This window comes from Metabacillus malikii (genome assembly GCF_030813355.1).
Taxonomy (GTDB): domain Bacteria; phylum Bacillota; class Bacilli; order Bacillales; family Bacillaceae; genus Metabacillus; species Metabacillus malikii.
Genome location: NZ_JAUSUD010000003.1, coordinates 1 through 12,344 on the forward strand (window position 1 = coordinate 1; position 12,344 = coordinate 12,344).

9 protein-coding genes and 1 other RNA gene are annotated in these 12,344 nt (G+C 38.4%); 9 read left to right on the forward strand and 1 reads right to left on the reverse strand.

Going from position 1 to position 12,344, the window contains the following annotated elements; all coding sequences use genetic code 11:
• Window positions 1-681: 681 nt before the first annotated feature.
• The 5 genes from secG (at window position 682) to ssrA (ending at window position 5,416) form a co-directional block, all read left to right on the forward strand.
• Window positions 682-915 carry a preprotein translocase subunit SecG gene (gene secG / locus J2S19_RS03920; protein WP_307337572.1) on the forward strand — a complete coding sequence of 78 codons (234 nt, stop codon included), beginning with the start codon at window positions 682-684 and terminating at the stop codon, window positions 913-915.
• A 243-nt stretch (window positions 916-1,158) separates the two neighbouring features.
• A complete protein-coding gene (locus J2S19_RS03925) occupies window positions 1,159-1,902 on the forward strand; it encodes an alpha/beta hydrolase (RefSeq protein WP_307337576.1) in 744 nt (247 codons plus the stop codon).
• A 12-nt stretch (window positions 1,903-1,914) separates the two neighbouring features.
• Entirely contained in the window at window positions 1,915-4,248 is a 2,334-nt protein-coding gene (gene rnr / locus J2S19_RS03930; protein ID WP_307337578.1) for a ribonuclease R, read from the forward strand.
• Window positions 4,249-4,373: 125 nt separating this feature from the next.
• Entirely contained in the window at window positions 4,374-4,844 is a 471-nt protein-coding gene (smpB, locus tag J2S19_RS03935; RefSeq protein WP_307337581.1) for an SsrA-binding protein SmpB, read from the forward strand.
• Window positions 4,845-5,053: 209 nt separating this feature from the next.
• Window positions 5,054-5,416, forward strand: a transfer-messenger RNA (tmRNA) gene (gene ssrA, locus J2S19_RS03940).
• 389 nt (window positions 5,417-5,805) lie between these two features.
• Here ssrA and J2S19_RS03945 read toward each other — a convergent pair.
• On the reverse strand, window positions 5,806-6,615 hold the full coding sequence (locus tag J2S19_RS03945; RefSeq protein WP_307337583.1) for an AraC family transcriptional regulator: 810 nt from the start codon (window positions 6,613-6,615) through the stop codon (window positions 5,806-5,808).
• 124 nt (window positions 6,616-6,739) lie between these two features.
• On the opposite strand from J2S19_RS03945, the gene J2S19_RS03950 reads away from it, so the two are divergent.
• From J2S19_RS03950 to J2S19_RS03965, 4 genes are all read left to right on the forward strand, one after another.
• Window positions 6,740-8,668 carry a right-handed parallel beta-helix repeat-containing protein gene (locus J2S19_RS03950; RefSeq protein WP_307337586.1) on the forward strand — a complete coding sequence of 643 codons (1,929 nt, stop codon included), beginning with the start codon at window positions 6,740-6,742 and terminating at the stop codon, window positions 8,666-8,668.
• A gap of 205 nt (window positions 8,669-8,873) precedes the next feature.
• Complete coding sequence (locus J2S19_RS03955; RefSeq protein ID WP_307337588.1) at window positions 8,874-9,869, forward strand: ABC transporter substrate-binding protein; 996 nt, start codon at window positions 8,874-8,876, stop codon at window positions 9,867-9,869.
• Between the two features lie 351 nt (window positions 9,870-10,220).
• Window positions 10,221-11,237: a FecCD family ABC transporter permease gene (locus tag J2S19_RS03960; protein ID WP_370875048.1), complete on the forward strand. Its 1,017-nt coding sequence runs from the start codon at window positions 10,221-10,223 to the stop codon at window positions 11,235-11,237.
• A complete protein-coding gene (locus J2S19_RS03965) occupies window positions 11,230-12,270 on the forward strand; it encodes a FecCD family ABC transporter permease (protein ID WP_307337591.1) in 1,041 nt (346 codons plus the stop codon). The genes J2S19_RS03960 and J2S19_RS03965 overlap by 8 nt, the downstream gene beginning before the upstream one ends.
• Window positions 12,271-12,344 lie beyond the last annotated feature (74 nt).

Sequence of the window (12,344 nt, forward strand, 5' to 3'; positions counted from 1 at the left end):
GAAAAAGCATCCAAAGGTAAAATAGAACCGTTTTAAAAGCCCGTCGGAGTGGGAAAAAGCATCGAAAGGTAAAATAGAATCATCTTAAAAGCCCGCCGGAGTGGGAATAAGCAACGAGAGGTAAAATAGAATTGTATTAAAAGCCCGTCGTAGCGTGAAAAAGCATCCAAAGGTAAAATAGAACCGTTTTAAAAGCCCGTCGGAGTGGGAAAAAGCATCGAAAGGTAAAATAGAATCATCTTAAAAGCCCGTCGGAGTGAGAAAAAGCATCCAAGGTAAAATAGAATCGTTTTAAAAGCCCGTCGGAGTGAGAAAAAGCATCGAAAGGTAAAATAGAATCGTTTTAAAAGCCCGTCGGAGTGGGAAAAAGCATCGAAAGGTAAAATAGAATCGTTTTAAAAGCCCGCCGGAGTGAGAAAAAGTAGCCAAAGGAAAAATAGAAACATTTTAAAAGCCCGACGCAGCAGAAAAAAGAAGTCCAAGGTAAAATAGAACCGTCATAAAAGCCCGACGCAACAGAAAAAAGAAGTCCAAAGTAAAATAGAATCATCTTTTTAGCAATAATACATACACACAATCATCAACCGTTAAATTAACTTTTTTTATCAACTATTGTGAATAACCACCAATTATGATACATTTAAACTATCTAGTTGTGCGTATTTCAGGAGGTGTCTTTGCATGCATACAGCATTAATTATCCTACTTGTTTTAGTATCAATCGCATTAATCACAGTTGTATTATTACAATCAGGTAAAAGTGCAGGATTATCAGGTGCAATTTCTGGTGGTGCTGAACAGCTTTTTGGAAAACAAAAGGCTCGTGGTCTTGATTTAATTTTACACCGTGCAACCATTATTTTGTCAGTGCTTTTCTTTATTTTAACAGTATTAGTTGCATACATCGTTAAGTGATGATAAACAAAGGGTCTGAGGCTTCAGGCTCTTTTTTTATATCCTTTATTAAAAGGGAGCAGACATTTCTGAGTCTAGTGCGATAGAAGTAGGACGCTTTCTAGTATTCGTCATACATACTTATCATAAGCAGTAATTTGGTAAATTAATTAAACGTTTGTTTAAATGAAAGAGAGTACATATCTTATTGAAAATAGCTAGAAAATAGGTTATACGAAGTTAATGAAGAAGGAGTAATGAGAAATGAAAAGAGTGTTACCGAAACCATTTACTTTTGAGGGAGATGAAGGAAAAGCAATTTTACTTTTACATGGCTTTACTGGGAATACTGCAGATGTCCGGATGCTTGCCCGTTTTCTAAATGAGAGAGGCTATACATGCCATGCACCACAATATAAGGGTCACGGTGTTCCACCCGAGGAGCTCGTTCATACTGGTCCTGAACAATGGTGGCAGGACGTCATGGATGGATACAATCATTTGAAAAACTTAGGCTATGACCAAATTGCTGTTGGCGGATTATCACTAGGCGGTGTGTTTTCCCTTAAATTGGGTTACACTGTTCCTGTAAAGGGGATTGTTCCGATGTGTGCCCCAATGTATATAAAAAGTGAACAGGTTATGTATGAAGGTGTTTTAGAATATGCAAGAAATTATAAAAAATTTGAAGGGAAATCCCCTGAGGTAATAGAAGAAGAAATGAAGGAGTTTGCGAAGACGCCGATGAATACATTAAAAGCATTACAAGAGCTAATCGCAGATGTTAGAAATAATGTCGATATGATCTATTCGCCAACGTTTGTCGCACAAGCTAGACACGACCACATGATTAATACAGATAGTGCAAATATTATTTACGAAGAAGTAGAAACTATACAAAAGGAATTAAAGTGGTATGAAGAATCAGGTCACGTGATTACCCTTGATAAGGAACGTGATTTGCTACATGAAGATGTATACCAATTTTTAGAGACACTAAATTGGTAAAGGAGGATTTAAATGGAACAAGAAATACAAGTACATATTAATAAGCTACTTGATTTCATGAAGGAAGAGGCCTATAAACCGCTAACAGTTCAGGAACTTGAGGAGGCCTTTGGAATTGAGGATTCGGCAGAGTTTAAAGACTTTGTCAAAGCACTCGTTGCGATGGAAGAGCAAGGTTTAGTAGTCAGAACACGTAGCAATCGCTATGGCTTGCCTGAAAAAATGAATTTACTAAAAGGGAAACTAATTGGACATGCAAAAGGTTTCGCATTTTTAGACCCAGAGGATGCGAGCTTAGATGATGTGTTCATTCCTCCTACAGAGTTAAAGACAGCGATGCACGGTGATACGGTTCTTGTGAGAGTTAGTTCTTCTAATAGTTCAGGCTCACGCCAAGAAGGAACAGTCGTCAGAATCATAGAGCGTGGCGTCCAAGAAATCGTTGGAACGTATACAGAAAGCAAAAACTTTGGCTTCGTTATTCCTGATGACAAAAAGATTATAAATGATATTTTTATCCCGAAAAATGCAAAAAACGGGGCGATTGAAGGCCATAAAGTTGTTGTGAAATTAACAACGTACCCTGAAGGCCGCATGAGTGCAGAAGGTGAAGTCGTCCAAATTCTTGGTCATAAAAATGACCCTGGTGTTGATATTTTATCGATTATTCATAAGCATGGTCTTCCTGGCCTTTTTCCTGAAGATGCGCTTAAACAGGCAAATGATGTCCCTGACACTATTCACGAGGATGATTTAAAAGACCGCCGTGACTTACGGGATGAAGTCATCGTCACAATCGATGGAGCAGATGCTAAAGATTTGGATGATGCGGTCACTGTCAAAAAATTAGACAATGGCAACTATAAATTAGGTGTCCATATAGCAGATGTCAGTCATTATGTTACCGAGGATTCACCAATTGACAAAGAAGCGTTAGAGCGTGGGACAAGTGTCTATCTCGTCGACCGAGTTATTCCAATGATTCCACACCGTCTCTCAAACGGAATTTGCTCGCTAAACCCGAAAGTTGACCGTTTAACGCTATCATGTGAAATGGAAATAGATGAAACAGGAACGGTTGTCAGCCATGAAATTTTCCAAAGTGTCATTAAAACAACAGAACGTATGACGTATTCTGATGTCCGGAAAATTCTTGAAGATCGTGATGAAGAAGTCATGAAAAGATATGAGCCGCTTGTACCGATGTTTGAAGAAATGGGCGAGCTAGCGCAAATATTACGTACGAAACGAATGAATCGTGGTGCGATTGACTTTGATTTTAAAGAGGCGAAAGTACTCGTAGATAAAGAAGGCAATCCACATGATGTCGTTATCCGTGAACGCTCTGTTGCTGAGCGGTTAATTGAAGAGTTCATGCTGTTAGCGAATGAAACAGTTGCCGAGCATTTCCACTGGATGAATGTACCGTTCATCTATCGTATTCATGAGGACCCAAATACAGAGAAGCTGCAACGATTTTTAGAATTTATTACGAACTTCGGCTACACGGTGAAGGGGTCAGCAAATGAGATTCACCCACGTGCTTTACAAAGTATCATTGAAGAAGTTCAAGGAACACCTGAAGAAACAGTTATCTCAACAGTCATGCTGCGGTCCATGAAGCAGGCGAAATACGACCCGAATAGTTTAGGTCACTTTGGTCTATCAACGGAGTATTATACACATTTCACATCACCTATCCGACGTTATCCGGACTTAATCGTTCACCGTTTAATCCGTACGTATTTAATCAACGGAAAAGTAGACGAGGAAACACGTTCGAAATGGGGCGAGCTTTTACCAGAAATTGCTGATCATGCTTCTAATATGGAACGCAGAGCAGTTGAAGCAGAACGTGAAACAGATGAATTAAAAAAGACTGAATATATGCTTGATAAAATTGGTGAAGAATATGATGGTATGATTAGCTCTGTTACGAACTTCGGAATGTTCGTCGAGCTGCCGAACACAATCGAAGGACTTGTCCATGTCAGCTATATGACAGATGACTATTACCGTTATGACGAAAGACATTATGCCATGATTGGTGAGCGAACAGGTAATGTTTATCGAATTGGTGATGAAATAACCGTACGAGTTGTTAACGTCAATAAAGATGAACGGGCAATTGACTTTGAAATTGTCGGAATGAAAGGTACGAGAAGACGTCCACCTAAAGAAGCTCCAAAAGTCATCAAAATCGGTAAAAAGGGAAATCATGCAAAAAGTCGCGGTGGCGATAAAGAGTCTAGTGAGGAATGGTCAACACGACCACCAAGGAAGAAGAAAAAGAAAAAGCATTTTGAAAATGCACCAAAAGCTAAGCGTAAAAAGAAAAAACGGTAATCAAAAAAGCTGGCACATAACGTTGTGCCAGCTTTAATACTAGGGTAAAGATTTGAGTATCTGTCCATTATTTGTTAAAATAGAACATACGCAAAAGGTAAGATGCTTGGAGAGGGGGAGTTACAATGCCAAAAGGAATGGGAAAAGTAGTCGCGCAAAATAAAAAAGCGAACCATGATTTTTCAATTGAAGAAACATACGAGGCAGGCATTGTCCTTCAAGGTACAGAGATTAAATCAATCCGTAATGGCCGAGCAAACTTAAAGGATTCCTATGCACGAATTGATAACGGAGAAGTTTTCCTACACAATATGCATGTTAGTCCTTATGAGCAAGGCAATCGTTATAACCATGACCCGCTAAGAACTAGAAAACTATTAATGCATAAAAAAGAAATCGCAAAGCTTGTCGGTGCAACGAAAGAAGAAGGCTATGCACTTGTACCGTTAAAAATGTATTTAAAAAATGGCTATGCAAAGGTATTAATCGGCCTCGGTAAAGGGAAGAAGAAATACGATAAGCGTGAGGATTTAAAGAAAAAAGAAGCAAAACGTGATATCGAACGTGCCTTTAGAGAACGCCAAAAGGATTATTAGGAAAAACCTTACAATTGCATTTTTGTCCACATTTGTTATAATAGATTTTGTAAGGCAGTCACCTACAAGGATGAACGAAAGCAAGTAATCCTTTACTCTTACGTTCTTCCGATTTTAAAATGTTTAACTGATTATACAATTTCATAAGCAATTAAGCTTATTTCTGCTTCATCTCCCGTATTCCCTAGCTGGTATATACGGCTTAACATGGGGACGTTACGGATTCGACAGGGGTAGTTCGAGCTTAGGTTGCGGGCCGAAGGGATCGTCTTCGTAAAAACGTCACGCCAATAATAACTGGCAAATCTAACAATAACTTAGCTTTAGCAGCTTAATAACTGCTTAGCTGTTCCTCCCTCCATCGTCCATGTGGTAGGGTAAGGGACTCACTCTTAGTGGACTACGCCTAATTCCTCCGTCTGGGGATGATGGAAGAGACCAATCAGACTAGCTGCTCCGACGCCTGTCGATAGGCATAAGAGTTAGCGAAACCGCAAATATGTCGACTACGCTCGTAGACGCTTAAGTGCCGATATGTCTGGACGTGGGTTCGACTCCCACCGTCTCCACCAAATACATAATTTTGGTGGTTTTTTTATTTTGTAACATCTATAAAAAATGACCTTATTCCACTCATAAATGGATTTTATAAAAAGTTATTCCTAGTAAACTCATCTTTCGTAATCCTCAAACATCATCTGGACTATTAATTATTCACATCATAAAATAAATGTTCTTATTTCACATTAGGTTATTTAAGTACTCGAAAAAGCAACTGTTTGTTGTAGTGTTTCTACCTAAATGATTTTTAAAGGGAAAGTATAGGCTATTCTTGCGTTCCTAAGCTGAATAATAATTTTTAAAACTAGAGTGTGCTCTACTTGAAAGGTTATTAATCTTCAATCAATAGACTAATAACCTTTTAGGAAATAGTAATACTGTTAAATAATTTTTATTTCCACTAAGGCTTAGAATCAAATCTATGCCCATCACCAATCCCAACATCACCCTCATCCCGATGAAATTCCCGATAACTCCTAGGTGAATCATTCGTTATCATTCTAAAGTTCCGGTTAAAGCTCCGCAAATTAGTATAGCCGCAAAGACTGGCAATCTCGCTAATCGAATGCTCGCTGTTTTTCAATAAATAACACGCTTGGGATGTACGATAATGATTTAAGTATTCGGTAAACGTCATCTTTGTCATTTGCACAAATAGCTTTGATAAATAAGCATAGTCATATTGCAGCTGTTTTGCGATAACCTTTAACGTGCACTCTTCATGATAATGTTTATCAACATAGAGTAATATTTTGTGCAGCACTTTCGTTTTTGTCGAGTGTTCTACTGGAATAAATGTCGTGTTTTCCACTAATGTACCGCAAAGATTATATAGAAAACCTTTTTGCCGATAAATCGAATCAAGCTTCGTTAAGTTAGGGAGCTCATCTAGATGAATGACATTATTTTCTGGGATATACCCTTTATAGTTCAGAAAAAAGTGGCCGATAATTTCGGGTGAGAAAATTGCAATCGAAATATCGGAATTTGTCATCGTTTGAAATTCATGCATTTGGTTATTAAACACAATCGCAGCATCTTGTTTATGCAGGACATACTCTTTTTGGTCAATTGTAACGTACAATTCTCCTTCATTAACGATAATCAACTCGTAAGCATGGTGAAAATGGAGCGGAAACGTAAAATTACTTAGTCTAGATGTATGAAAGGATTCTCGCTTTTCAACTCCGTGATGTTCAAAGAATACCATAAGCTCACACTCCTAAAATAAACACGAATATTGTCTACTATTATACTATTTTTCGAATAGAAAGTAAGCGTTTTTTCACTCTATAATAATCGTAGTAGGACAGATTATATGGGGAGGTTACAAAATGTCATTTGAATACCATGTAGCAAAGAATGGGTCTGATCAAGCAGAGGGAACAAAGGAAAATCCGTTTTTAACGATAAATAGAGCTGCAGCTGTTGCTGTTGCGGGTGATACGATTATTGTCCATGAGGGCGAGTACCGTGAATGGGTAAAACCAAAAAATGGCGGATTAAGTAAGTATCGTAGAATTACGTATCAAGCTGCTGAAGGTGAAAAGGTAGTCATTAAAGGTTCCGAGCGGATTCAAAAATGGGAACAGCATGAAGGAACTGTATGGAAAGCTGTTTTACCGAATGACTTTTTCGGAGACTATAACCCTTATATTGAAGAAATCTTTGGCGATTGGGTAGTCTATAATCCTGGTAGACATCTCGGCGATGTTTATTTGAATGGAATGTCGTTTTATGAAGTTGAAAATGTAGAACAATTACAGAATCCTGAAGTGAGAACAGAAGTGCTAGACCATTGGACGAAAACAACTGTATCTGTCGTTAATCCTGAACAGACAAGATACGTATGGTTTTCAGAAGTAGATGAGCAACATACAACGATTTATGCAAATTTCCATCAAGCAAATCCAAATGAAGAATTAGTCGAAATCAATGTACGGAAAGCTTGTTTTTACCCAGAGCAAATAGGGATAAATTATATTACGGTGAAAGGCTTCGAGCTGTGCCAGGCGGCTACCCCTTGGACACCACCAACAGCTGACCAACCGGGGTTAATTGGACCACGTTGGAGTAAAGGCTGGATTATTGAGGATAATATCATACATGATTCAAAGTGTAGTGCGATCAGTATCGGTAAAGAGGCGTCAACAGGTGATAACTATCGTACAAAACGAAAAGACAAACCAGGTTATCAATATCAATTAGAATCTGTCTTTTCAGCAAAACAAGTTGGCTGGAGTAAAGAAAAGATTGGTTCGCACATCATCCGCAATAATACAATCTATGATTGTGGCCAAAACGGAGTCGTCGGCCACCTAGGCTGTGTATTTAGCGAAATATACAACAACCATATTTATAATATCGGTATTAAGCGTGAGTACTACGGTCATGAGATTGCAGGGATTAAGCTGCATGCAGCAATCGATGTCCAAATCCATAACAACCGTATCCATAATTGCTCGCTAGGAACCTGGTTAGATTGGCAAACGCAAGGAACAAGAGTGAGCAGTAACCTGTTTTATCAAAACAGCCGCGACCTGTTTGTTGAAGTGAGTAGCGGTCCATACATTGTCGACCATAACATTTTAACAGCAGACTACGCGTTAGATAACCATGCCCAAGGTGGAGCTTATATTAATAATCTCATCCGAGGGAAAATGGTCCACCGCAAAATGCTCGACCGTGCGACACCATATCATGTGCCACATAGCACAGAGGTAGCCGGATTCGCAGTTACATATGGTGGCGACGACCGTTTTTATAATAACCTGTTCATCGGTGATGATGCTTTAGATAACGTCGGTACGACTCATTTTAACGGGTATCCTGCGTCACTTGAAGAGTATATTGAAACAGTCCATCAAGATGAGGGTGACCATGAAGCATTTAATAAAGTAGAGCAGCCTGTATATATTAGCAAAAATGTATACTTTAATGGTGCACAACCTTATGAACGAGAATATGAAAAGATCGATGCAGCTCACTATAATCCGCAAATAAACATTATCGATGAAGGAAATGAAGTGTATCTTTCTTTAGAACTTCCTGAAGAGTTTGAAGCATTCCTTGGAGATACTCATTCGACAGATACCATGGAAAGAGCTCGCATTGTCGATGCAGAGTTTGAGAATCCAGATGGAAGTAAAGTTGTCCTTGATAAAGATTTCTTTGGGAAACAAAAGGAAGAAAAAAGCGTAGTTGGACCAATTACGAGTTTAAAAGCAGGTAAGAATTATTTGAAAGTTTGGGATAAAGATTAATTCAATTATATGTTGATAATATTGCGGTTCAATAAGAATATCAGTTGGAAAAGCTAACTCTGTAAGTAGAGATTAGCTTTTTTGCTATTTTATAATAACTTAATGAAAATTATTTTCAATTACCTATTGTCTAAAGGGAAAAAATAGGATAAAATCCGAAAAGTAATGATAACAATTATCATTATCATTTAAGGGAGGAAGAGACATGAAAACAAATACATACAAAGTTAGCAGACGGTTTATTACGATTTTTTTATTAGCAGTTTCTTTACTGATTACGCTAGTAGGTTGTGGGAATCAAACTGAAAAGACAGCTTCTGAGGGCAGCGGAAAAAAAGAAGAAAGTCAAGTTAGAGAAATTGCTCATGCAATGGGAAAAACGAAGATAGAGGGCACACCGAAGAAAATCGTCACTTTATATCAAGGTGCAACAGATGCTCTAGTTGCTTTCGAGATGACCCCAGTGGGTGCTGTGGAATCTTGGTTAGAGCAGCCAATCTATCACTATTTAAAAGAGGATATTGGTGAAGTTCAAATTGTTGGTCAGGAAACCCAACCAAACCTTGAGGAAATTGCAAAGCTAAAGCCAGATTTAATTATTGCTTCAAAAATTCGTCACGAGGAAGTGTATGAACAGTTATCTGAAATTGCTCCAACTATCGTACATGAAACAGTATTTGATTATAAAGGTACTGTTCAATTAATGGGTGAGGCGATGAATGAAGAAGCAAAGGCGAAAGAAATTATTTCTGCTTGGGAGATGCGCGTAGCAGATTTTCAAACAAAGGTGAAAGAAAAGCTTGGTGACAAATGGCCACTCCACGTCTCTGTCGTTAACTTCAGAGAGGACCATGCACGAATATATCTGACAGGCTTTGCAGGGTCAATTTTAAATGAACTTGGTTTTAAAGGTCCAAAAGACTTATCTGATGATTCACAGGATATTTTGCAATTAACAGATAAAGAGAGTATTTCAGAAATGAATGCAGATGTTATTTATCTATTCATGGAGGACAATGAAGCAGTAAAGAAAACGTATGAACAATGGACCGGACATCCGTTATGGGAAAACCTTGATGCTGTAACGAATGACGAGGTACATCAAGTAGATGAAATCATCTGGAACATGGGTGGCGGAATTACAGCGGCAAACTTAATGCTTGATGATTTATATAAGAAATTTGAATTAGAGAATGAATAGATTGTTAAATTAAAAGACTATAGAGGCAGGGAAAAAGGTTATAAATATAAGAAAAGACCGATTTATTAGATGAGATTTCAATTTATTCTTGTTGTTTTTACATGGGAAACGTTCTGGTTGATTGCAGCACGAGTACTCGCTTTCCGCGGGGTGGGTGCTGAGCCTCCTCGGCGCAAACGCCTGTGGGGTCTCACCTCTCCCACGCATCCCGCAGGAGTCTCGCACTTCCGCTCCAATCAACCTTTACAGAATTTGTAGCATAGAATCCCTAATAACAATGTTCGTATTTAACTAGGTTGTATTTAGTTATGTACCAGCCTCTATTTGTCAAAACGGAAAGGAGGATTTGATTTGACAGGAATGCTAAAAAGCGTTCGTTTGAAAATAATAGGATTAATCATCCTTATTCTCCTATTGACCATCTCATTTATAGGTAGCATTGCACTTGGGCAGAGGTCAATTCCTTTACAAACGACATTCGACGCTATCTTCCATTTTGATAAAACAATAACTGAACATATTATTGTTACAACATCTAGATTAACAAGAGCGATTATTGCAACAATTATTGGTGCAAATCTTGCTATTGCGGGAGCTTTAATGCAAGCTTTAACAAAAAATCCTTTGGCGTCACCTGATATTTTAGGAGTAAATGCGGGAGCCTTATTTTTTATTGTCTGCTCAGTAACATTTTTTCAAGTCGAATCCTTAGTCCATTATATGTGGGTCGCATTTATAGGAGCAGGAATAGCAGGGGGACTTGTTTATTTTTTAGGCTCATTAGGAAGGCAGGGGCTAACACCTTTGAAAATTGTCTTAGCGGGTACAGCAATTTCAGCTTTGTTTGTATCCTTTACACAAGGATTATTAGTCATTGATGAGCAAAAACTGCAAAGTATTTTATTTTGGTTAGCAGGTTCAGTTGCAGGACGTAGTCTTGATATGTTGATACCCGTTTTACCATTTATGGTTGTTGCTACACTTCTAGCATTTAGTTTAGGGAATTCTATTAACATATTTATGTTTGGAGATGAAGTTGCAACAGGTTTAGGTCAACAAACAATCATAATAAAAATACTAATTGGCATTTCAATTATCCTTTTAGCAGGCGGTTCAGTGGCTGTTGCTGGTTCAATTGGTTTCGTAGGCTTAATCGTTCCACATATTGTTCGAGGATTAGTTGGACAGGATTACAGATGGGTACTACCGCTAAGTGCTTTAGCAGGGGCTAGTCTATTATTACTTGCAGATACGACTGCACGATTTATCATTATCCCTCAGGAAATCCCAATCGGGGTGATGACTGCATTTGTCGGTACACCATTTTTTATTTACCTCGCACGTAGGAGGTTATCAGGAAATGAATAATGTAATATCGTTAAAAAGAGAGACAAAGCAGCCAGCAACAAGTATCGCGGAAAGTTTTTTTCGAACTATGCTAGTACTGTGCACGATCGCAATTATCCTTTTCATTGTCAGTTTATCAGTGGGGAGCAGTTTTATTCATCCTATACAAATAATAAAAGAGCTCATCGGTTTTAAATCTGGAGAGTTTGATTATGTACTTCATACTTTAAGACTACCTCGAGTTTTATTGGCATTTTTAGTCGGGGGTGCACTAGGAGTAGCGGGTCTTATTTTACAGGCAATTATTCGAAATCCGCTTGCTTCTCCAGATATTATCGGGATAACTAGCGGAGCATCTGTTGGGGCAATCATGTTTATCGTCTATTTGACGGGGACGGTAAGTATCCACTTTCTCCCTGTGGCAGCTATAATTGGTGCAGCAACTGTTTCGTTCGTCATTTACTTGCTGTCCTGGAAAAGAGGAGTCACTCCGTTTCGCCTTGTCTTAATCGGAATCGGTGTAGCGGCAGCAATGAAAGCGATCGTAATGTTGATGCTAGTCGTAAGTGAAACCGCGATTGCTACTAAGTCTTATTTATGGCTTACTGGAAGTTTATACGGTGCGAATTGGAATGATGTTTATGCAATGTTGCCGTGGCTTCTATTATTTATACCAGTTGCTTTATATTTATCTAGAACAGTAGATGTCATGGAACTAGGCGATTTACTAGCAACTGGACTTGGTGTACATGTACAAAGGAAACGAGTTATTCTTTTAGTCGTAAGCGTTGCATTAGCAGGTTCAGCTGTTGCTTTTGCAGGTGGAATTGAATTTATTGGGTTAATTGCTCCACATATTGGACGTAAGCTAATCGGGCGTTCCTTTCGAATGCTTGTCCCTATATCTGGATTATTAGGAGGGATTCTCGTCGTATGTGCGGACATGATAGCGAGAACGGCTTTCTTACCATTAGATATTCCTGCAGGTGTTTTCACTGCAGCTATCGGGGCTCCTTTTTTTATTTATCTGTTATATAAGGGAAGAAATGCTTAGTAACATAAAATATGTTTAACTATAAATAAAATTATAAAAATGTTAGTGGTACTTTGATGAAAGAAGTATCACTT

Bases quoted from the DNA above. Each gene is read 5' to 3' on its own strand.
- J2S19_RS03965 (WP_307337591.1), top strand. From the start codon at position 11,230: ATGAATAATGTAATATCGTTAAAAAGAGAGACAAAGCAGCCAGCAACA.
- J2S19_RS03950 (WP_307337586.1), top strand. From the start codon at position 6,740: ATGTCATTTGAATACCATGTAGCAAAGAATGGGTCTGATCAAGCAGAG.
- rnr (WP_307337578.1), top strand. From the start codon at position 1,915: ATGGAACAAGAAATACAAGTACATATTAATAAGCTACTTGATTTCATG.
- secG (WP_307337572.1), top strand. From the start codon at position 682: ATGCATACAGCATTAATTATCCTACTTGTTTTAGTATCAATCGCATTA.
- J2S19_RS03945 (WP_307337583.1), bottom strand. From the start codon at position 6,615: ATGGTATTCTTTGAACATCACGGAGTTGAAAAGCGAGAATCCTTTCAT.
- J2S19_RS03925 (WP_307337576.1), top strand. From the start codon at position 1,159: ATGAAAAGAGTGTTACCGAAACCATTTACTTTTGAGGGAGATGAAGGA.
- J2S19_RS03955 (WP_307337588.1), top strand. From the start codon at position 8,874: ATGAAAACAAATACATACAAAGTTAGCAGACGGTTTATTACGATTTTT.
- smpB (WP_307337581.1), top strand. From the start codon at position 4,374: ATGCCAAAAGGAATGGGAAAAGTAGTCGCGCAAAATAAAAAAGCGAAC.